The following is a 20,046-nucleotide window of genomic DNA, read 5'->3' on the forward strand; positions in this document are numbered from 1 at the left end:
TAGATTTAATAGCCTTTTAGTTTAGATTATTGTCTGAGACTCAAAATCAATAGCTGGAGAGTAATTTATATATTCTGGCTTAATTTGATCCTGTTTATTAGCTTTTTCTACCACTTTCTCTTTTTTATTATTTTTAGCAGCTTTAGGCTTTTCTTTTTTAAGATCATTTTGTTCAGAAGTTTCATTACTTTTATCTATTTTTTTTATTCTTTTTGGCTGCTCCTCTTTGACGACAACTTTATCTACTACTTCAACTGTTTCTTTTACTTGCTCTTCTTGAACATTGTCAGTCTCTATAATTTTTTTATTATCAGCTTCTACATTACTAGCTTGTTGTGCAGCTTTCAAAGTACTTATTTCTTTATCTACAGAAACAGTATCAAATTTTAGATATTTATTTGTTTTAGCTCTTTCCTGAGTAGCAACCTTAGTAGCTCCATCATCTTTTAGGCTATCATAATTTTCTAAAACATCTTTAACCATAACAGAGACGAACTCTTCAGGGTTTTTAGATATTACTTTTTTGATGTTATCAGTTTTTTCAGCTGTTTGATTTTGATATTTGAGCTGAGTAATATCGACAACTTCTTCAGCATTGTTAAGATTCAAGTTATTGCTTCTGTTATTGCTACGGTTATTTGACTTTTTATCAAATTTATCATTTGATCTATTTTTGTTACGATCATTCTTATTGCGATCATTCTTGTTGTCATTATTTTTACGGTCAGTGCGTTGGCCGTTATCTCTTTCTTGTCTATTATCTTGAGACTTCTGATGTTGAGGCTTTTGACCTTTGTTATTATTTTTATTATCACTACGATCGTTTTTGTTATCGTTTTTACGGTCATTACGTTGGCTGTTATCTCTTTCTTGTCTATTATCTTGAGATTTCGGGTGTTGAGGCTTTTGACCTTTATTTTTGTGTTGTTTATCTTGAGGCTTAGTCTTCTCAATAGTCGTATCTTCAGCATTACCACCAAGTTTACCTAGCAATTTACTCAAAAAACTTTTTTTCTTTGGTTCTTCTTTGATAGCCTCTTTTTTAGTGTTCTGAGTATTTTTATTAGCTATATTGTCTTGGGCTTTTTTATCTTCCTTGGGAGCTTGATTTTGACTGTTTGATGTTGTCTTACTTAGCTCCACAGCGGCTACTTTCTTTTTACCTGCTTTAGGAATTTCAACATTGTATACATCTTCTATCAAATCAGAGCTTGTACGATTAGACTTGTAGCTTGCTCCCCAGATTCTTTGCATTTGAAATTTTGGAGATTCCATGTTGAAGTTAGGGATTAGCATTATTTTAACTTCAGAGATTCTTTCAATCTCAACAATACTATCTCTTTTCTCATTTAGGATATATGCAGCTATATCCACAGGTACTTGGACACGTATTTCATTAGTATCTTCTTTGATAGCTTCCGCTCTGATTTTACGTAAAATAGTAAGTGCTGTAGCTTGAGTAGTTTTAATAAAGCCATGGCCGTCACAACGAGGACACTTTTGCATTACACTCTCGTTGATTGATGAACTCAAACGTTGTCTAGAGATCTCAACAAGTCCAAGTTTAGATATACGAGACATTTGGATACGTGCTTTATCTTGCTGTAGAGCTTCCATTAACTTTTCTTCAACTTGCTTTCTATTTGGATAGAATGACATGTCGATAAAGTCAACGATAACAAGACCACCAAGATCTCTAATTCTAAGTTGACGAGCAACTTCTTCAGCAGCTTCTAAGTTTGTTTTGAAAGCAGTAGTTTCTACATCCTCTGCTTTGTTAGCGCGAGATGAGTTAACATCAATCGCAACTAAAGCTTCTGTAGTATCAATAACAATAGATCCACCAGAAGGTAATCTAATCTCTCTCTTGTATGCATTTTCTATCTGTTGATCGATACCAAATTGAGCAAATATCGGTAGCTCTTCGTTGTATAGTTTAACCTTGTTTGTATCGAAGCTTTGTCTAAGTAGACCAAGCTGCCTTTTAACATCTGCAAAACATTCCTTAGAGTCTACAATAATTTCTTTAACATCTTCTTTTAGATGATCTCTAACTGTTCTTACAATTATGTCGCTCTCTTTGTGAAGTAGGGCAGGCTTTTTGATTTTGTGATAAGCCTTGAATATTGAGCTCCATAATTCAACTAGATTGTCGAAGTCATGCTTTAATTCTTCAAATGAGCATTCTACGCAAGCAGTTCTTGCGATTACGCTCATACTTTTAGGGATATTTAAGTCCTTTAGATATTTTTTTAATTTCTCTCTATCTTCACCTTCAACACGACGAGAAATTCCGCCACCATCTGGGTTGTTTGGCAGTAAAACCATGTATGAACCAGCTAGTGTGATAAATGTAGTTAGTGCAGCACCTTTATCACCACGCTCTTCTTTGTCAATCTGTACGATTAATTCTTGTCCTTCAGAGAGAAGAGGTGCTATATTTTCACCATTTGGCACATCTTTTAGATAATACTCAGAAACTTCTTTAAATGGTAAAAAACCATTTTTATCTTCACCATAGTTAACAAATATAGCATTTAAGCTAGGTTCAATTCTAGATATGTAACCTTTGTAAATGTTAGCTTTCTTTTGTTCTCTATCTACGTTTTCGATATCTAGATCAATAAGTTTTCCGTTATCTAGAGTAGCAATTCTTGTTTCTTCACTACTTTTACTATTTATTAGTATTTTCTTCATTTTTTTATTAATTCCTTCAGTAATATAATGTTCATAACTAACTGTTTAACGAGTTAGTTCGTTTTGTTTAGACCTATTTCGGCCATTTTAATAAATCGTGCTAACAGGCTATTTCTTTAAATATGAAACCGACCAAATTTACCATCTTTAGTCAAGCGCCAATTTAGCTTGCGATTTTGTTAAAGTACTATGTACGCAATTATTTGATATAATAGCAATATTAGATATTAATTAAAAGAATTATTGGGTTTAATGAGTCTTATTTACTTAGATTATGCAGCGACAACGCCTCTCAGTGCAAACGTTAAAAATTTAATGCTAAGCTCAATTAATAATGATGTTGACTTTTTTAACTCGGGGTCGTCCACATATGAACAAGCTGAGTTTGTTAGTAATAAAATTGAAGAGGCTCGATCATCAATTGCAACAACTTTGTCCGTCTTGCCTAGAGAGATTGTTTTCACATCAGGGGCTACTGAGTCGAATAACCTTGCAATAAAAGGAGTTGCTTATGCATACCAAAATAAAGGTAATCATATAATTACTTCAAAAGTTGAGCACAAGGCTGTACTTGATGTATGTAAGTCTTTAGAAACTCAAGGCTTTAGGGTCACATATTTGGGTGTTGATGAATTTGGACAGATTAATTTAGAGCAACTTAAAAATGCTATTAAACCAGAGACAATACTTGTAAGCTTAATGGCCGTGAATAATGAGCTAGGAACTCTAAATGATCTTTATGGAATTGGTCAGGTAACTAAGCAAAACGGTGTGATATTCCATGTTGATGCTGCTCAGGGGTATGGTAAGGTTGATATTAATATAAATGATATGAATATTGATTTACTATCAGTATCTGGTCATAAACTTTATGCCCCAAAAGGTGTGGGATTTTTATATGTAAGGTCTAAAAAACCAAGAGTTAAACTAGAAAAACAGATTCATGGTGGTGCGCAAGAGTTTAATCTAAGGGCTGGAACACTGGCGAATTATCAAATATTTGCTTTAGCTGAAGCTGCTAAAGAGATATTTGCTAATAGACAGAATAATCTTCAGTACATAAAGGATTTACGAGATACTTTTTTAGGTACTATTAAAGAAACTGATGATATAAGGATAAATACAAAACTTGATAATAGCTATCCAGGTATACTAAGTATTACTTTTATTGGAGTAAAAGGAGAAACTTTATTAGCAATGCTCGATGGTATTTGTATGTCTATGGGGTCTGCATGCAATTCTCAGGCTGTTGAGCCATCCCATGTTTTAGCTGCTATCGGCCTGAGTGCAGATCAAGCGGAATCTACAATAAGAATCTCATTCGGTTTGCAAACATCAAAAGAGCAGGTCATCTTTGCAGCTAATAAAGTGGTTGAAAAAGTACAACTTTTAAGAGCTATATCTCCAGAAGGAGAAGAGAGTGTATAATGATATAGTAAAAAAATTTCTATTAGATGTTAACTTTGATGATGCTATTATTCTACCTGAGCAAATTAGGTATGAAGTAAAGGATAGTTTTTCGACAATACAGATGTATATTTGTGATAAAAAGATATCATTTAGGGTTTATGGAGATGCTTATATAGTTGCAATGACAAAATGGCTACAGCAAAAGCTAAAGAGTAAATATGATATTAAACAAATAACGATCCAACAGCTTGTAGATAAATTTAACTTGCCTGATTTTAAATACAGAAATGCTTCTCAACTAATCGAGCTTATCGAGAAAATCAATGCAACAATTATATGATTTTTATATATTACATCAACGTAAGTATAAAGAGAATTCTCTACTAGTGAGTATATTTACTCGAGAATTTGGCAAAATTTCTGGATTAATAAGGGTTAATAAAAAAACAATAAATTTATATCAACCCTTGGTCAAGTTAAGAGGACAAATTAGTCTTGCGAAAAAGTCAGATGGATTATCTAAAATTTACAACGTAGAGTTTGTTGAGTCATTTTATCAAAGTTCATATATTAATTTATTGTCACTGCAGTACATGAATGAGTTGATATATTTGTTATTAAACTATTCTCATGAAGAGGAGTTTTTATTTGAAAAATATGCTTTTATTCTAAAAAATATAAATGAAATTAATTATAAATATTTGCTGAGAATGTTTGAGCTTGAGTTACTAGATAGTCTTGGACAGGGAGTTTATGTTGATTGTGATGTCGATGGTGTGCTTATTGATGAAAGTCTTAATTATTCGATATATGCCACTGGATTTAAAAGAACTCTATCGGCTATACCAAATAGCATTGTGGGTAAAAGCCTCTTGAAAATCAGTCAATCAGTCAGTTCATGGACAGCTGAGGATTTAAAAGCCATTTCTAAAGTTACTCGTGCCCATATTGATTATGCTTTAGCTGGTAAGCAATTAAAAAGCCGCAAACTTTTGATAGATTATTTGAATTTGGGCAAAAAATAGTCTTTGTAATTAAGTTTTGTTAGATAGCTTGTTCTTAAAAGCTTTGATGAAAGATACTGTAGGTGGTATCAAAGATACAACAATAATTAAAATGACAAATAAACCGAAATATTTTTTGACAAAAGCATTGTTGCTAAAGAAAAATGCTAGGTAAATAATAGAATAAACCCATATAAAAGCACCTATAATTCCCATTAATACAAATTTAGGATATTTCATGCGTGCCATACCAGCTGTAAAAGGCATGAATGTTCTTACAAGTGGCGTGAATCTTGCTAATATAATTGCTGCAGCACCGTACTTATTAAAGAACTCTTGTGCTTTAAGTAAGTGAGCTGTTTTGAGGATTTTTGCATCATCTTTAAATATCCGTTTACCAACCATTCTTCCAAGGAAATAATTGCAGGAGTCACCAAAAACGGCAGCAGTTACAAGTATCGGAGCTAATATGTGTACATTTAAACTAGTCGCAGCACCTGTAAGTCCTAGTGCAAAGAGTAATGAGTCACCTGGTAAAAAAGGGGTTACAACAAGTCCTGTTTCGCAAAAGATGACTAAGAAAAGTAACAAGTAAGTCCAGTCACCAAGTATATTAATATATGTACTAATAAATTGATCTAGATGCAGGATAATATGAAACAACGCTGAAATGGTATCCATAAATTATTCATTTTGAATGTTTTGTCGTTAGATTATAAAAAAATAATACTTAAAGGTTAAGCTCTTTTTGCTTTTATTTTATTTATAATGCCTTTGAGAATCATTTGAATCATAACTGCTGTTATGACTATAACAATAATCAAGCTTAGATATTGTTTAACAAAATGGTTATCACTAAAAAAGTATACTGTATAGGTAATTGAGAAAGACCATATAACTGCCGATATGATACCTAATGTGACAAATTTTGCATAGTTCATATTGCTGACTCCAGCAACAAAAGGAGTAATTGTTCTAACAAAAGCTATGAATCGTGAAAAAATTATTGCTTTTGTACCATATTTGTCCAAAAACTCTTTGGTTTTGATCAAGTATGCCTTTTTGAGAATTCTAGCATGTGTGCTAAATAGTTTCTCTCCTATAAATTTACCCGTAATATAGTTGCACGAGTCTCCTATAATAGCTCCTAAGCAGATTGACAGAACTGCTAAATGGATGTTGATGCTTGTTGCAGCGGCAGTTAAGCCTATTGTGAATAAAAGCGAGTCACCAGGGAAAAAAATACCTAGGACTATGCCAGTTTCACAAAAAACTATAAAAAACAGTAGTATATAAAACCACACGCCTAACATATCTATAAAATAATTTATGTATTCATTAAAGTGTATAATAAAATCAAACATTACTTTACTCCGGCTTGATTTTTATTGATAACGCATGGATATATGGCATGAGCTTTTCTACAGATTTAAATACTTCCTTATGAGCTTTGATTTTTGAGGTGTCGCTCAACTTTTTAGAAGAGATATTAATGACATAATGGTATTTGCCTTCAACAAACCCTTTATGTTTAGTATGCTTGTGCGTCTCATCTATTACTTCAATTAATGCTTGAGAATCAATTTTGGATAGTATTTCACTTTTAATTTGAGTTGCTACAGCTGTACTATCCATGTCTCATAATATCCTTGTCGGTGTAATAATTAAATCAAGCTTAATATCATATATGTCTATGATAATATCATTATTTTGCTGTTCATCAAAGGCTATGCCTATAGTTAAAGGGGAATTAGAGTTCTTTTTGAAGCTTAGAGTATAGTCGTAAAAGCCTCCTCCCATTCCCATTCTGAATTTGTCACGATTAAAACCAACAATTGGCACTATAACAATATCAAGCTCCCAAGCTGAGATAATATCCTTTGCTGAATATTTAGGTTCTTTTATTTTATATTTATTTAAATAATATTTTTTTGAATCCTTAGCAAACCACATTCCATGCTTTATGAAAGGGTGAACTATAGGTAAATAAATATTTTTAAAGCTGTCATTGATCAGTGATGTGTTGACTTCATTTTTGAGTGAAACAAAACTAGCTATTTTTGGATCTGAAAAGTTGTTTTGAATATAGTCTATAACTCTAAGGTTTATTTTAGAGGATAACTTATCCTTGTTACCTAAACTATTTCTAATGTTTAAGAGCTTTTGGCGTATATTATCTTTATTCATGACTAAGACTATAAATAATTAGTTGTCCGGAGTACCGTTTTAGCCCAATATTCTTGATCCCATTTGGTATCAAGTGGGTGTCATAATCTCAACGTTGGGCTTCTTTGTAAGTGCTAGGCACCAAAGCTTGCTCTCTAGTTGGGATACCAAGACTCCCTATTCTAAGTAGTATCGGCTCAAGATTGTAGCTAAATCACCAATAACCCAGACAACTAAACTTTTGAATACGTGATTATTATAAACGACTAAATGCGGCGTTTGAATGATTTATGGTAAAAAGTTTATAGATATATTGCTTGACTTTGTTTGATTTAAGCTATCTGTTTTTTTGTTTAAGAAATGAATATTTTTTTAGACTAATACTATTAAAAAAGACCTATAACTAATTATCTATATGAAGTAAAATATCAGTTAGTAATATATAAAATAAATTCTAATCTATGAAAAATGAGAAACCTAATTTTGAAGATGTTGTAGAAGCTCTAAAAGTAATGCAAGCCTTGACTTCTGCCTCAGAAGCACATGGCTTACTGTGTGCATTATTTAGTTTTGGTGCTGAAGTTAAATTTACTGCTTGGTCGGATTCTTTGATGACAAAGTCTATACAAGAAGGAGACTTAGTAGCTACATCGGCACTACAAACTATGAAAAAACTATATGATTATACAAAGTCGCAATTTGATGAGAAAGGTTTAACTTTTGACCTTTTCCTACCAGAAGATGAAGAAGAGCTAACTTATAAAGCAGAAGCTCTTACATATTGGATAAAGGGTTTTTTATCAGGTGTTGGATTATTTGGACTAGATTTCGAAAATTCAAAAGATAAAGAAGTAAAAGAAGCAATTAATGATTTAATGCAAATATCATATATGGATTATGAAGCTCTTGAGGATAATGATGAGTGTGAACAAGATTTTATAGAGTTGTTAGAGTATACAAAGGTTGCAGTGTTATTGATTGATAGTGAAAAAGTTTAGGTTATTCTATGAATATTAAATACGATATAGCAATTGTTGGTGGCGGAGTTGTTGGTTTACTTACATCCTTAGCCCTTGCAAAGACAGGTTGTACAATTATTCATATTGAAAAAGATGAACTAGAAGTCAAAAATGATAACCGTAGTATAGCTGTGTCTTATTCATCGATTGCATTCTTGAATACTCTTGGTTTGTGGGATAAAGTTGCTAGTAAAACTCAATCCATAAAAAAAGTTCATGTTTCTGATAAAGGACGATATGGTAGAGCTGAGATTTTTGCTAAGGATGAGAATCTGCCATTTCTTGGGGCTATTGCTCCAATGCGAGAACTATTAGCAGTTGCATTGCAGAATGTTGCGAAAAATGAAAACATCGAAAAAGCTTTTAAGACTAATGTCGTTAGTTTGCAAAAGAATGCTGATGATTATTCGCTAGTTGTTGAGCAAGAACAACAAGATAAAATAATAAAGGCTTCACTAATAATTGCTTGTGACGGTGCAAACTCAAGTATACGTAAAATGCTAAATGTAGGAGCTCAAACTACCGATTACAAACAAGATGCAGTCGTTTTTGATATCCAAACAGATCTTGATAATGATAATACAGCGTTTGAGAGGTTTATGACTGATGGAGTACTTGCAATGCTTCCCAAAGCAAAAACTACAATGGGCTGTGTTTGGACTGTTGATCGAGAAGACTCAAAAGCAAAGTTAAACATAGGCAAAAAAGAGTTTGAGGAACTGGTTCAAGATAGATTTGGTTATAGATTAGGTCAGATTGAAGTTGCTACTAAGCCTGCTGTTTTTCCTTTATATCTTATTCAATCAAATGAAGTATATAAAGATAATGTACTATTTTTTGGTAATGCTTTACATTTTCTACATCCTGTATCTGGTCAAGGCATGAATTTAAGTATTCGAGATATCGGCTTTTTATATGACTTACTTGTTGAAAGTGATTTTTCACAAAGCTCTATAGCAGCAGTTTTAGAAGAGTTTGCCAAAGTTAGAAAACCAGATCATGATAGAACAATTAATATTACACATGGATTTGTGAAATGGTTTGTATCAAATGATCTTAAGTTTGTGGCAAGTAGAAATGTTGGATTACATTTGTTACAAAGAAGCAAATTGGCCAAAAAAGTTCTATCTCGGGTGATGATGGGTAAGCTGACAAGAGGTTCAACACTAATGAGAAAGGTGGTTGAAGATGAACATTAAAAGTATCCAAAAAGATGTAGTGATTGTTGGCGGTGGTATGGTTGGGCTTAGTTTAGCTTTATCTTTGCATCAAAATGGTTTACAAGTCGCTGTAATAGAAGCAAGAGAAATAAATCATAAGCATCTCAATTCAGATAGAGTAGAAACTAGAGTAAGTGCGGTTAATCATACCTCTAAGAGGTTGCTACAAGATTTGGGTGTTTGGAAGGCCGTTAAAAGCAATCGTATATCACCATATTATCAAATGTGTGTTTGGGATGATGTTCCTAGTGAAAGTATTACTATTTCAGCAGAAGAGATATCTGAGCATAATTTGGGTAATATTGTAGAAAATGATGTTATAACACAAGCTCTCTTTACTGAAATTAGTAATACGGGTATTGAGATTTTTACAAATCAGAAAATAGAAAAAATTCAAAAGAATGGTAACACGGAATTAGTTGTTTTAGCTGATAAAAATATCGAAACTAGCTTGATCGTCGGCGCAGATGGAGCTAACTCTTTTGTTAGAGATTATTTTAATTTTGAAACTAAAGTTAAACCATATAAACATACTGCGATAGTGGCAACTCTTGAGCTTGAAAAACAACATAATCAAACTGCATATCAAAGGTTTTATGATAAGGGAGTTTTAGCATTTTTACCGTTAGAAAATCCTAATAAAGCTTCGATAGTTTGGTCTGTAAAAACTGATTATGCTGATTTCTTAATGAGTTTGGCTGATGAGAAGTTTGAATTAGAGTTAGCAAAAGCAATTAATAATACTTTTGGGAGTGTAAAACTTTTATCAAAAAGATTTAGCTTTGAACTAATTCAACGTCACGCTAAGAGCTATATTAAAAGTAATGTTGTACTAGTTGGTGATGCAGCACATACTATTCATCCTTTAGCTGGTCAGGGTGTAAATATTGGCTTTAAGGATGTTATAGCTTTGAGTAAAGTTGTAAGTGAAGCTTTTGCCAAAGGTAGATTAATTGGGCATATCTCAACGTTAGATAAATACCAACGCGAAAGAAAGCTTGATAATACTAAGATGATAGCTCTTATGAAAGCTTTTAAAGAAGTATTTGGTAGTGAGAGTGACTATATTAAAAAAGCTCGTAGAGCTGGATTTGAGTTTGTTGATAAATATAGTATCGTCAAAAGTTTGGTAGTAAAACAGGCGTTGTAGACTTATTGATTAATTTCTTGTCTAGCTTTTTCTAAATCTTTTAGAAATTCTTGGTTTCCATTCAAAATTGCAAAGTTTGCCAAAGCTACAGTTCTAGCAGCTTGGATATCACTTTTCCAATGTACTCCGCAAACAACTCGACTTTGGGATTTTCTATCAGCTAACTCAAAAAGCTGCTTAGCTGTTTGAGGTTTTAGTTCTGCTAGAATCATAGCGTAATTCCAAGCTCTAGATGAGTGTCCAGAAGGGTATGAATAGCTATTAGGATCCTCATTAGGATCGCAAGGTTTTCTATCAAAAAACACGAAGGGTCTTATTCTCTTGTATTTTTCTTTAGCTGATTGCTTTATATTCGATACATCAGTCGTTGATCTATTTAATAAAGTGTATATTGCAGGAGTTTTGTCTTTAGTAATTTCTTGGCCAAAAGCTTTGCTAAAATCAGCGATATGAACGTCTTGGTCATTAGATGCGTCATGAATTGCTATTTTGTAATCAGTAGTATTTTTATTTTGGCTAAATACTGCTTCTGATATCGCTTTATCACTAGAAAATGCTAATGAATCTGTACTTGGAGGAGCTCCGATAATACTATCTATATTTATGATTTGATTTTTGGGTATATATCCACTAGGCCAGTTACTAGCAAAAGAGGCTGATAATGTTACAAATATAATAATTGTAATGGATAGAAATTTTTTCATAGTTAGTTTTTTGGGTATTAAATTAGTTTTGGAAAATTATATTAACATATTCAGATGTATAGGAAATATTAGTTAAGAGTAAATCTTTATAAATTTATCCTTTGGTTATCACTTCTAATAGTAACTTTATATTGTTGTAAATATAGAAAACAGATGATTTTGGCTATAAATTAGATTTTTAAATAGGCGAATTTACAAATATTAAAACTTCTTAATATCAATTCCTAACTTCTTTTGTAGTTTTTCAACATAAGAAAATTCAGTTTCTTTAATAATTAGAATGCTATTGCCTGACTTACCCATACGACCTGTTCTACCTGCTCGATGTTGGTAATCTTCTGCTTTGGATGGGATATCATAATTTATTACAAAATCAACATCATTAATATCAAGTCCTCTAGCTGCAACATCAGAGGCAACTAAAACTTTGATTTGTCCACTTTTGAATTTTTTGATGGTATTAGCTCTATCAATTTTATTTTGTTCACCATGAATAGAGCCAACCCCACATTCTAGTTTATCTATTTTTTTTGTGACGAAATCAACATCATTGTTTCTATGTAGAAATACTATAGATTTGGAAGGAGATATTTTGTTTAGTAACTTTCGTAATGTATCGGTTTTACGATTACCATCAGCTGTGATATAGCTATGTTCTATAGTTTCTTTTTCTTTGGAGTTATCAATAAGCTCTAAATTTTCGATAAAACTACTCGCAATATCAAAGGCGTGGTTTTTGATAGTGGCAGAGCCTAATATATATTGTAGATTTGTGGTTTTAGAGATAATTTGTTTTAAAAACTTTAAGCTGTCATCTTCAAGCATACGATCTGCCTCATCAATAATACAGTATTGTAGATGAGCAGCCTTTAGTTTTTTTTGATCGATAAGTTCTAGAATTCTGCCAACAGAGCCAACTACAATATTTGGTTTTTTCTTTAATTTTTCTTTTTGTCTGTCTATCGATGCTTTACCAATTAGTGCTAGTGATTTAATGCCTATACTTGAGAATGTCTCATTTATAAAATTACTAATTTGAATGGCTAACTCATGAGTAGGTGTAAAAAAAACAACTTGTGTAAGAGGTTTTTTATCTATTAATAATTTATTCATAATTGGCAAAATATAAGCAAGTGTTTTACCGCTACCAGTTGGTGATTTTAGCCAGATATTTTCTCCATTTGAGATTTTTTCAAAGCTTAAAATCTGTGAGTTTGTAGGTATTTTGATATTTTTATTTTCTAATATTTCTATGATGTTTTGGCTTAAGTTTAAGTCTGAAAATAACATAAATATGTATATTTAAATTGTTATATATGGATAATAGCATATTAGGATGATAATGGCCTAAATTGTTATATCTATTATCTAAGATATGATAATATTTTGCTCAAAAGATTTTTTTAAAATAAATTTATTAAATGAGAACGGACGATTTTGATTATAAGTTACCAGAAGAGTTAATTGCTAGCTATCCTTTAGAAAACAGAGATGCTAGTAGGTTGTTAAAGTTGAATAAGCAAACTGGCGAGATCTTAGATTATAAATTTACTGATTTTATTGATTTTATTAATCCTGAAGATTTGCTTATCTTTAATAATAGTAAAGTAATGCTAGCTAGACTATATGGTGAAAAAACTACAGGCGCAAAGCTTGAATATCTTATAGAAAGAGTTAAAACACCCAAAATTTTTGAAACACATATTAAAGCAAATCGCTCACCAACTATTGGTAGTGAAATATATGTCCAAGATACTTTAGCAAAAGTATTAGAAAAAGATGGCGGAATGTATCTACTTGAACTGCAGGGTAATAAAGATATCTATCAATTGATGGAAGAGTTTGGGCATATTCCTTTACCTCCGTATATGAAGCGAGATGATGAAGAATTTGATGCTGAACGATATCAGACAGTTTATGCAAAAGATTTAGGCTCTGTTGCTGCTCCAACAGCTGGTTTGCACTTTTCAGAAGAGCTAATCCGACAAATAAAAGCTAAAGGTACTGATATAGCCTATATCACTTTACATGTTGGGTCAGGAACTTTTAAACCTGTTCAAGTTGATGATGTCAATAACCATAAGATGCACTCAGAAGTTATATCTGTACCAGAAGAAGTTTGTAATAAGATTCGTCAAACAAAAGCAAATGGTGGTAGGGTGATAGCTATTGGTACAACCTCGGTGCGTTCTCTTGAGACAGCAGGACAAAGTGGAGAGATTGAACCTTATCAAGGTGAAACAGATATTTTCTTGTATCCAGGTAAAAAGTTTCATGTTGTAGATGCAATGATTACAAATTTCCATTTGCCAAAATCTACACTTATAATGCTAGTAAGTGCATTTACAGATAAAGAAAAAATTATGAAAGCATACGAACATGCAATAGCGTCAAAATATAGATTTTTTAGCTATGGTGATGCGATGTTTATTTTTTAAAAAATAAGGAGTGTTTCAAATGAAGTATTTAAAAACAATAGTGTGTGTAATATCAATTGTTTTATTAGGTTCATGCTCAAATGAGCAGGATACTTCAAGTGCTAGCAGTAATGCATCAATTAAAAGTAACTTTAAAGATATGGGTGACTCAATAGGACATGCAGCAAGAGATGTGACAAGAAGCATAGGTCACGATTCAAGAAATATAGTTGATGGTGAATAGTCACTTTTAACACCTTTAAGATAATTATAATCTTTTCTTTGCAATAGCTATATCCTTTTAGCTTTTAGTAATTTATTATTACCAATATTAATGAAAATTAAGTTAGTTAGAGAATGAAGAAAGCATTTTTTTTTGATATTGATGGCACTCTAGTATACGAACATAAAGGAGAGCTTTTTGTCTCAGATAAAAATATCCAAGCAATCAAAAAATTAAGAAAGCAAGGTTATAAGACTTTTATAGCTACGGGTAGATCGCCGAGTTTCATTCCTTCAGCAGTCCTTGATTTGCCTATGGATGGTTATGTTACAGCTAATGGTTCTGTAGTTAGTGTTGGTGATAAACTTGTTTATGAGAAGCTATTTCCACAAAGTGCGATTGATAATGTTTTAGAGTTTTGTGAAAAACATAATCATGATTGGCTTTTTGAAGGTGAATTTGCGTATGTGAACAACCTTGAATCAGAAGATCTTAGTTACTTTTATGATAATGTGATAGTAAGTAAAGATAAGATTATCACAACACATAACTTATATAACGTAACAATTTACAATGCTTTAGTTTTGGGTAGAAATGTTGATACTGTAGCTTTAGAACATACGCTTGGAGACGAGTGTGTGATAGCTCCGCATAATGAAAATGGTTATGTTGACTGCTATTTAGCAGGACATACCAAAGCAGATGGTATAAATAAGGTTGTAGAATATCTAGATCTTGAAGGATATGAGACATACGCATTTGGTGATGGTAATAATGATCTAGAAATGTTTGATCGAGTTGATGTGGCTGTTGCTATGGATAATGCTTCCCCTCAATTAAAAGAAAAAGCAAGTCTAATAACTAAAGCAAACTATAATGATGGTGTATATTATGGTTTATTAAAGCTAGGCTTGATTTAGACTTTATTCTTCTGTAGTTTGTTTAGTGGTGGGGGCTAAAATTAACAAACAAAGGAAGATAAATGAATAAGAAAATTATATTTACTCTAAGTTTTTTACCTCTACTAGCATTAGCAGCAGATCAAAATCAAACATCTTTAAAGGGCTCTGATTTAATATCAACAGATACGGGAACCATCTATACTTATATATCGCCAAACACTCCTGATCAAAAATTTGAAACAGTTGTTGAAAATTGTAATGAAAATAAAATAGAGTGTATTTATCAGTTAAGAAACTACGATAAAGAAGGTAAGGTTAATGGATATAGTGAGTATACCTATGTCATTAAGAATGGTGCAGTTTTTCAAACGAATACCATGAAAATTAAAGATAATGATGGCGCTATTCGGACAGTGAAGCTTGGAGATTCTGAACTTCAAGATACTCCTTTATTTCCTCAAAAAATAGAGTTAAACAAAGCTGAAACTAGCATAGAAACTTATGATAACTATACTATTAAAGAGACATCAAGATATACTAAATTGATTCCTGAAATTAGTGTTAATGATAATCTCTACAAAAATTGTGTGCAACTCGAATTAAATAATGTTGTTGATTTTAAAGATCATCCTGACAAAGATACAATATACAAGTCTAAGATTATTTACTGTGAAGGTATTGGAGAGGTATATCGTAAATACAGCATGTTTAATTACAAGGGAGAATATGTTTTGGGTCAAAAAGATGTTGTTCAATCTTTACATTCAATAACTAAAAATGGCAAAAAGGAAAGTTAACAATGAAAAGAGAGTTAGCTGTATTAGCTTTTTGTTTTTTGGCTTTATCAACAGCCTATGCAAATGAAGAAGCATTGAAAGGCAGTGATTATATTACAACAGATGTTGGAGCTACTTATACTTATGTTTACAATCGTTTAGATAAGCCTGCTAAACTTACCGCAGCATTTGATATGACTGTTAAAAGCTGTAATGAACCTAAGACAAAGTGTGTTTATGAGACGGTAACTAAAATGGGTAGTGATAAACCTTATTTAGCTAACGAATCAGTATATAAAATTAAAGATGGTGTAGTTTATTTCTCATCTATTAAAAGTGGTAAACCTGATGGCACAATAGAAAATATTGATAGTAAACCACAAGAGCTTTTTCCTAAAGAAATTATTCTTAATAAGACTGAAATTATAAATTATTCTGATGAGATGTCTGATAGTCAAGGGACTTCGGTATTTACTAAAGTAATTCCAGAGATAGTAATAAATAGTAATACTTATAAAGATTGTATACGTATGGATAATAACGTTACCAATTGTTACAAGAATAAAGAAGATAATAGTAAGAATTGTCATCATACAATAGATTATGAGATTTATTGCAAAGGTGTTGGTTTGGTTACAGAAAATATTGACGGAGATACTTTGTTGCTTGAAAAAATTACTAAAAAGTAACTCTGTCAGTCTTATTTTTATCTAAATAGTCTCTTGATATAGATCTTGTTTAATGGGTTGGGTGTTGAATATGTTTGTTATAGTTTTAAGCTTTGTATTAATTGGTGTTTTGGTGGGTGTGTTAGCAGGTATGTTTGGCTTTGGAGGAGGCTTAATTATTGTTCCAGCAATTGTAACATTTATCTCTATTCATGAATCATTATTTGTATCTAATTCTATGCATATTGCTGTTGCAACATCCTTATTTGTTATGTTTTTTACCTCTATAAAAACAACATATGCTCACTATAAAGCTAACAATATAATCTGGAGTATTGCCTTAAAGCTAAAGATGGGGTTAATAATTGGTACAGTTTTAGGAGCTACTATGGCAAGTTATCTTTCTAGCAGTCTATTAGAATCTTTGTTTATAATATTTTTGATATATACAGTTATTAAGTTAGTCTTAAAAATGCTAAATAGTGCGAAATCCACAGCTGATGAATATTATACTAATGTAGATAAACCTTTGCCGATATTGCTGTATATTTATGGAATTTTCACAGGTTTTGTTTCAGTTGTATTGGGTATTGGAGGAAGTATAATTATTGTTCCTTTTTTAAGAAGCCGTAACTATAGACTCACAACAGCAGCTGCAATTGCATCATCAATAGTACCTTTTTTAGCACTTTTTGGAGCTATCTCATATATTGTAGCTGGTTATGGGTTATCAAATCTACCTGATTATTGCTTAGGATTTGTATATCTACCGGTAGCGATTAGTTTGATAGTTGGATCATTCATGGGGGTATCAATGGGAGTTAATTTATCAGGTAGAGTCTCTCAAAAAATACAAAATAGGGCTTATTTAGTGATTATGATTATTATACTTATAGTTATGATTCTCTAGGCTTTGTAAATGCTAAAATATAGAAAAGAGGAGCATTTATAAGCGCAATTATATATTTAATAACTAATGTTGAAATTATAACTTCAAAAACATATTCCATTGGGATAATCCCAGCAAATGCAAATCCATAAGTTATAAGCGTAGTATCAAGAATCTGTGATATCAAAGTTGAACCAGTGTTTCTTAGCCATAACCATTTTATATCAGAACTAAAGTTTTTTATCTTAGAGTATATAAGTACATCAAATAGTTGAGATACAAGATAAACTAGGTTTCCAATAATTACAGCTTTTAAAGCGCCACCATTTATTGAGAAAAATAGATTTAAAGAGTTATTTACATCATTATAGAAACCATCATTTAAGCTTGTGAATAGGGTTGAGATAAACATCAAAAGCACAAAGGATAGGCCAAAAAATATTGATTTTAGGACGGCTTTGCGTGCTTCTTGTCTACCATACTTTTCATTTAGTAGATCATTCGCTGTAAATATACCACCAAACATTACATTGCCAAGTGTTGCAACAATATGGAAACCAGCAATATCATAAGCAACGCCTTTGTTAACTTGGATATTTGCTGCAATCACACTAACAACTATAAATACATGCAATCCTTTTTTGCCAAAAAGCTTATAAGCTAGAAACAAGACAAAGAAGTCTACAAAAGTAAATAGTATTAAAAGATTGAAATTTGTCATTTATATTCCTTTAGTTTTGTTAACCCCGGATAGTTACGAACAGGGGATCAAAAATCTGCTATAATATAGCAAAATAGTTTATCAATAACAAATAAACTTTATAAAGGAGTTAAAATGCGTTTTGCTCATGTGATGTTGAGAGTTAAAGATTTAGATAGATCTATAGATTTTTATACAAAAATATTAGGTATGACTGTTCAAAAAAGGATGGATAACTCAGAGTATAAATATACTTTAGCATTTCTTGGTTATGGGGATGTTTCGGATCATACTGTATTGGAGCTGACATATAACTGGGGCGATCATGATTATGATCATGGTAATGCTTTTGGTCATTTGTGTATGCAAGTAGATGATGTCTACAAGGCATGTGAAGATGTCAAGGAAAAGGGCGGGGTTGTAATTCGTGAAGCAGGTCCTGTAAAAGGTGGTACGCAAGTTATAGCATTTATAAAAGATCCAGATGGTTATCAAATAGAGCTTATCGATTAATGAATAAAGACAAGTTAAATATACTAGTAATTAGGGGATACTATAGTAAAGGCGATAGTGTTGAGCATATTGATATTGATGGTATCAAAATTAAAGTAACAACTGTGGCTCTAGGTCGACCAGTATTTGTAAAGCGTAAGCTTAAAAGAATTATCAATAAGTATAAAGTTAGTGCTGATAATTACGATCTTATCTACGCGATATCAATGTCTGCTGGGATTTCATCTTTAATTGATGAAGCCTTATATCAAAGACTACACTTAATTACACCATTTTTTATTCATCATAAAACAATGAGAGTTCTTGGTAAGATCAAGATTAGAAAGATGTTAGGAGCATACTTATTACTATTGTTTAATGGCAAACTTGGGAAATTCCATGAAGCAATAAAGGTTACTTTAGCTGAGAACGATAACGTTGTTGATAATAAATTTTTTGAGAGTACTTGGGGAAGTGTCAATCTAATCAAAGGAATAGATCATACCCTGACTAAAGAGGTAGTTGAAGATATTATTAGAAAAGATATTGAGAATTTGAGAAAAGAAGTTTTTGGTGGAGAAGAAGTCTGTTAGCTATTGTGTCTTATAGGCAATAATTCTTAATCGGACATAATCTGCATACCAATTATTGTTTTTATACAGATATGGTTTAGCAATTCTTTCAGCATATTCTAAGAATTCATCAGTATTAGTTACTTTATCTAATAAATTCTTTCTAAAAGTCATAGCCCAGTTTCTAAAGCCATCAGAGCCTTCTAGTAGAGTAGGTCTTTCAAATAAGATGGCATATTTGACTAAAAAGCCATTACTTTCAAGTAGAGAAGTATACTCCGAAATACTTGGGTAAAAATTCTCAAGACTATAGTCTTGGATAGCATATTTTTGAGATGCTTTATCTAAACTTGCTAATAGATTTTTTATATTTCCTTTACCGCCCATCTCCAAAACAAATCTGCCATTTTTCTTCAAAATTTTATTTACATTTTTTATGACAGCTGTTGGATTTAGCATCCAATGTAATGCGGCATTTGAAAAAACAGCATTAAAACTCTCTGAGTTAAATGGTAAATTTTGTTGAGCATCTGCTTCTATGAACTCTATATTTGGATAATTTTTCTTAGCTTGATTTAACATCTGATTTGAAACATCAATACCAACTATGCTAGCTCCTTGTAATTTTATTTTATTGGTAAGCTCACCCGTACCGCATCCAATATCTAAAATTTTCTCATCTTTTTGAGGGCCTAGAAGCTCAACAATTTCGTTGCCATATTCTGTGACAAACTTACCTATTGAGTTATATGATTTTGGTTCCCATAAATTATTATTGCTCATGGTTTATTTTAACCTCTTGATATAGTTGAGTGATGAAATAACCAGTATATAAGCAAGCCCCATATACCAAAGACTAATCCAACAAGTATCCAAATATTTTTTGGTAAAAGTATTGTGGTTATTCTTCTGTCTAAGACTCTGGGGATATCTTTAGCTATCCCTAAACCACAAAAAATATGAATCAAAACTGTAAAGGCAGTAATAATGGGTAGTGAATTGTTGATTAATGTTGTTGAAATAGTACTTACATCCAT

The 20,046-nt window shown here is 31.8% G+C and carries 24 protein-coding genes and 1 other RNA gene; 14 read left to right on the forward strand and 11 right to left on the reverse strand.

The window, feature by feature from the left end; genetic code table 11:
- Positions 1-21 precede the first annotated feature (21 nt).
- Complete coding sequence (locus F0R75_RS02200) at positions 22-2,697, reverse strand: Rne/Rng family ribonuclease (protein WP_149368508.1); 2,676 nt, start codon at positions 2,695-2,697, stop codon at positions 22-24.
- Between the two features lie 252 nt (positions 2,698-2,949).
- On the opposite strand from F0R75_RS02200, the gene F0R75_RS02205 reads away from it, so the two are divergent.
- Genes F0R75_RS02205 through recO form a run of 3 tightly spaced genes read left to right on the forward strand, consistent with a single transcriptional unit; the run spans position 2,950 to position 5,132 of the window.
- Positions 2,950-4,125, forward strand: a complete 1,176-nt coding sequence (locus F0R75_RS02205; RefSeq protein ID WP_149368507.1) for a cysteine desulfurase family protein — start codon at positions 2,950-2,952, stop codon at positions 4,123-4,125.
- On the forward strand, positions 4,118-4,447 hold the full coding sequence (locus F0R75_RS02210) for a hypothetical protein (protein WP_149368506.1): 330 nt from the start codon (positions 4,118-4,120) through the stop codon (positions 4,445-4,447). Before F0R75_RS02205 ends, F0R75_RS02210 begins: the two co-directional genes overlap by 8 nt.
- Positions 4,431-5,132 carry a DNA repair protein RecO gene (recO, locus tag F0R75_RS02215; protein ID WP_149368505.1) on the forward strand — a complete coding sequence of 234 codons (702 nt, stop codon included), beginning with the start codon at positions 4,431-4,433 and terminating at the stop codon, positions 5,130-5,132. The genes F0R75_RS02210 and recO overlap by 17 nt, the downstream gene beginning before the upstream one ends.
- Before the next feature lie 9 nt (positions 5,133-5,141).
- On the opposite strand, the gene F0R75_RS02220 is transcribed toward recO, so the two are convergent.
- From F0R75_RS02220 to ssrS, 5 genes are all read right to left on the reverse strand, one after another.
- Positions 5,142-5,792 carry a VTT domain-containing protein gene (locus tag F0R75_RS02220; RefSeq protein ID WP_041263707.1) on the reverse strand — a complete coding sequence of 217 codons (651 nt, stop codon included), beginning with the start codon at positions 5,790-5,792 and terminating at the stop codon, positions 5,142-5,144.
- Between the two features lie 56 nt (positions 5,793-5,848).
- Positions 5,849-6,475 (reverse strand): VTT domain-containing protein, encoded by a 627-nt coding sequence (locus F0R75_RS02225; protein ID WP_146421946.1) that lies wholly within the window; start codon positions 6,473-6,475, stop codon positions 5,849-5,851.
- A gap of 4 nt (positions 6,476-6,479) precedes the next feature.
- Positions 6,480-6,746 (reverse strand): BolA/IbaG family iron-sulfur metabolism protein, encoded by a 267-nt coding sequence (locus tag F0R75_RS02230; protein ID WP_149368504.1) that lies wholly within the window; start codon positions 6,744-6,746, stop codon positions 6,480-6,482.
- Positions 6,747-6,749: 3 nt separating this feature from the next.
- Positions 6,750-7,298, reverse strand: coding sequence for a 5-formyltetrahydrofolate cyclo-ligase (locus tag F0R75_RS02235; RefSeq protein WP_013922846.1), 549 nt, complete (start codon positions 7,296-7,298; stop codon positions 6,750-6,752).
- 19 nt (positions 7,299-7,317) lie between these two features.
- A non-coding RNA gene (gene ssrS / locus F0R75_RS02240) (6S RNA) lies at positions 7,318-7,512 on the reverse strand.
- A 226-nt stretch (positions 7,513-7,738) separates the two neighbouring features.
- Here ssrS and F0R75_RS02245 point away from each other — a divergent pair.
- The 3 genes from F0R75_RS02245 to F0R75_RS02255 are packed head-to-tail and all read left to right on the forward strand — an operon-like array spanning position 7,739 to position 10,666.
- Positions 7,739-8,275 carry a UPF0149 family protein gene (locus F0R75_RS02245; RefSeq protein WP_013922847.1) on the forward strand — a complete coding sequence of 179 codons (537 nt, stop codon included), beginning with the start codon at positions 7,739-7,741 and terminating at the stop codon, positions 8,273-8,275.
- 8 nt (positions 8,276-8,283) lie between these two features.
- On the forward strand, positions 8,284-9,495 hold the full coding sequence (locus F0R75_RS02250) for an FAD-dependent monooxygenase (protein ID WP_149368503.1): 1,212 nt from the start codon (positions 8,284-8,286) through the stop codon (positions 9,493-9,495).
- Positions 9,485-10,666 (forward strand): FAD-dependent oxidoreductase, encoded by a 1,182-nt coding sequence (locus F0R75_RS02255; protein WP_149368502.1) that lies wholly within the window; start codon positions 9,485-9,487, stop codon positions 10,664-10,666. The genes F0R75_RS02250 and F0R75_RS02255 overlap by 11 nt, the downstream gene beginning before the upstream one ends.
- 2 nt (positions 10,667-10,668) lie before the next feature.
- Here F0R75_RS02255 and F0R75_RS02260 read toward each other — a convergent pair whose 3' ends face one another.
- Complete coding sequence (locus F0R75_RS02260) at positions 10,669-11,370, reverse strand: acid phosphatase (protein WP_149368501.1); 702 nt, start codon at positions 11,368-11,370, stop codon at positions 10,669-10,671.
- 201 nt (positions 11,371-11,571) lie between these two features.
- Positions 11,572-12,660, reverse strand: coding sequence for a DEAD/DEAH box helicase (locus tag F0R75_RS02265; protein WP_149368500.1), 1,089 nt, complete (start codon positions 12,658-12,660; stop codon positions 11,572-11,574).
- 131 nt (positions 12,661-12,791) lie between these two features.
- Here F0R75_RS02265 and queA point away from each other — a divergent pair, with 131 nt between their 5' ends.
- The 6 genes from queA (at position 12,792) to F0R75_RS02295 (ending at position 17,266) form a co-directional block, all read left to right on the forward strand.
- On the forward strand, positions 12,792-13,808 hold the full coding sequence (gene queA, locus F0R75_RS02270) for a tRNA preQ1(34) S-adenosylmethionine ribosyltransferase-isomerase QueA (protein WP_149368499.1): 1,017 nt from the start codon (positions 12,792-12,794) through the stop codon (positions 13,806-13,808).
- 19 nt (positions 13,809-13,827) lie between these two features.
- On the forward strand, positions 13,828-14,031 hold the full coding sequence (locus F0R75_RS02275; protein WP_013922853.1) for a hypothetical protein: 204 nt from the start codon (positions 13,828-13,830) through the stop codon (positions 14,029-14,031).
- 113 nt (positions 14,032-14,144) lie between these two features.
- Positions 14,145-14,930, forward strand: coding sequence for a Cof-type HAD-IIB family hydrolase (locus tag F0R75_RS02280; protein WP_013922854.1), 786 nt, complete (start codon positions 14,145-14,147; stop codon positions 14,928-14,930).
- A 62-nt stretch (positions 14,931-14,992) separates the two neighbouring features.
- Positions 14,993-15,709, forward strand: a complete 717-nt coding sequence (locus F0R75_RS02285) for a hypothetical protein (RefSeq protein ID WP_149368498.1) — start codon at positions 14,993-14,995, stop codon at positions 15,707-15,709.
- 2 nt (positions 15,710-15,711) lie between these two features.
- Positions 15,712-16,377 carry a hypothetical protein gene (locus tag F0R75_RS02290; protein WP_149368497.1) on the forward strand — a complete coding sequence of 222 codons (666 nt, stop codon included), beginning with the start codon at positions 15,712-15,714 and terminating at the stop codon, positions 16,375-16,377.
- Between the two features lie 70 nt (positions 16,378-16,447).
- Complete coding sequence (locus F0R75_RS02295; RefSeq protein WP_149368496.1) at positions 16,448-17,266, forward strand: sulfite exporter TauE/SafE family protein; 819 nt, start codon at positions 16,448-16,450, stop codon at positions 17,264-17,266.
- Here F0R75_RS02295 and F0R75_RS02300 read toward each other — a convergent pair.
- Positions 17,253-17,966 carry a queuosine precursor transporter gene (locus tag F0R75_RS02300; RefSeq protein WP_149368495.1) on the reverse strand — a complete coding sequence of 238 codons (714 nt, stop codon included), beginning with the start codon at positions 17,964-17,966 and terminating at the stop codon, positions 17,253-17,255. The two genes, F0R75_RS02295 and F0R75_RS02300, sit on opposite strands and share 14 nt — an antisense overlap.
- A 114-nt stretch (positions 17,967-18,080) precedes the next feature.
- Here F0R75_RS02300 and gloA point away from each other — a divergent pair, with 114 nt between their 5' ends.
- Entirely contained in the window at positions 18,081-18,458 is a 378-nt protein-coding gene (gene gloA, locus F0R75_RS02305) for a lactoylglutathione lyase (RefSeq protein WP_149368494.1), read from the forward strand.
- Positions 18,458-19,030, forward strand: coding sequence for a hypothetical protein (locus tag F0R75_RS02310; protein WP_013922861.1), 573 nt, complete (start codon positions 18,458-18,460; stop codon positions 19,028-19,030). Before gloA ends, F0R75_RS02310 begins: the two co-directional genes overlap by 1 nt.
- Here F0R75_RS02310 and F0R75_RS02315 read toward each other — a convergent pair whose 3' ends face one another.
- Complete coding sequence (locus F0R75_RS02315; protein WP_149368493.1) at positions 19,031-19,792, reverse strand: class I SAM-dependent methyltransferase; 762 nt, start codon at positions 19,790-19,792, stop codon at positions 19,031-19,033.
- Positions 19,793-19,800: 8 nt separating this feature from the next.
- Entirely contained in the window at positions 19,801-20,046 is a 246-nt protein-coding gene (locus F0R75_RS02320; protein WP_013922863.1) for a hypothetical protein, read from the reverse strand.

It is taken from the genome of Francisella marina (assembly GCF_008369785.1).
Classification (GTDB): Bacteria; Pseudomonadota; Gammaproteobacteria; order Francisellales; family Francisellaceae; genus Francisella; species Francisella salimarina.

Coding starts and splice junctions, on each gene's coding strand:
- F0R75_RS02200 (WP_149368508.1), bottom strand. CDS start 2,697: ATGAAGAAAATACTAATAAATAGTAAAAGTAGTGAAGAAACAAGAATT.
- F0R75_RS02205 (WP_149368507.1), top strand. CDS start 2,950: ATGAGTCTTATTTACTTAGATTATGCAGCGACAACGCCTCTCAGTGCA.
- recO (WP_149368505.1), top strand. CDS start 4,431: ATGCAACAATTATATGATTTTTATATATTACATCAACGTAAGTATAAA.
- F0R75_RS02220 (WP_041263707.1), bottom strand. CDS start 5,792: ATGGATACCATTTCAGCGTTGTTTCATATTATCCTGCATCTAGATCAA.
- F0R75_RS02225 (WP_146421946.1), bottom strand. CDS start 6,475: ATGTTTGATTTTATTATACACTTTAATGAATACATAAATTATTTTATA.
- F0R75_RS02230 (WP_149368504.1), bottom strand. CDS start 6,746: ATGGATAGTACAGCTGTAGCAACTCAAATTAAAAGTGAAATACTATCC.
- F0R75_RS02235 (WP_013922846.1), bottom strand. CDS start 7,298: ATGAATAAAGATAATATACGCCAAAAGCTCTTAAACATTAGAAATAGT.
- F0R75_RS02245 (WP_013922847.1), top strand. CDS start 7,739: ATGAAAAATGAGAAACCTAATTTTGAAGATGTTGTAGAAGCTCTAAAA.
- F0R75_RS02250 (WP_149368503.1), top strand. CDS start 8,284: ATGAATATTAAATACGATATAGCAATTGTTGGTGGCGGAGTTGTTGGT.
- F0R75_RS02255 (WP_149368502.1), top strand. CDS start 9,485: ATGAACATTAAAAGTATCCAAAAAGATGTAGTGATTGTTGGCGGTGGT.
- F0R75_RS02260 (WP_149368501.1), bottom strand. CDS start 11,370: ATGAAAAAATTTCTATCCATTACAATTATTATATTTGTAACATTATCA.
- F0R75_RS02265 (WP_149368500.1), bottom strand. CDS start 12,660: ATGTTATTTTCAGACTTAAACTTAAGCCAAAACATCATAGAAATATTA.
- queA (WP_149368499.1), top strand. CDS start 12,792: ATGAGAACGGACGATTTTGATTATAAGTTACCAGAAGAGTTAATTGCT.
- F0R75_RS02275 (WP_013922853.1), top strand. CDS start 13,828: ATGAAGTATTTAAAAACAATAGTGTGTGTAATATCAATTGTTTTATTA.
- F0R75_RS02280 (WP_013922854.1), top strand. CDS start 14,145: ATGAAGAAAGCATTTTTTTTTGATATTGATGGCACTCTAGTATACGAA.
- F0R75_RS02285 (WP_149368498.1), top strand. CDS start 14,993: ATGAATAAGAAAATTATATTTACTCTAAGTTTTTTACCTCTACTAGCA.
- F0R75_RS02290 (WP_149368497.1), top strand. CDS start 15,712: ATGAAAAGAGAGTTAGCTGTATTAGCTTTTTGTTTTTTGGCTTTATCA.
- F0R75_RS02295 (WP_149368496.1), top strand. CDS start 16,448: ATGTTTGTTATAGTTTTAAGCTTTGTATTAATTGGTGTTTTGGTGGGT.
- F0R75_RS02300 (WP_149368495.1), bottom strand. CDS start 17,966: ATGACAAATTTCAATCTTTTAATACTATTTACTTTTGTAGACTTCTTT.
- gloA (WP_149368494.1), top strand. CDS start 18,081: ATGCGTTTTGCTCATGTGATGTTGAGAGTTAAAGATTTAGATAGATCT.
- F0R75_RS02310 (WP_013922861.1), top strand. CDS start 18,458: ATGAATAAAGACAAGTTAAATATACTAGTAATTAGGGGATACTATAGT.
- F0R75_RS02315 (WP_149368493.1), bottom strand. CDS start 19,792: ATGAGCAATAATAATTTATGGGAACCAAAATCATATAACTCAATAGGT.
- F0R75_RS02320 (WP_013922863.1), bottom strand. CDS start 20,046: ATGGATGTAAGTACTATTTCAACAACATTAATCAACAATTCACTACCC.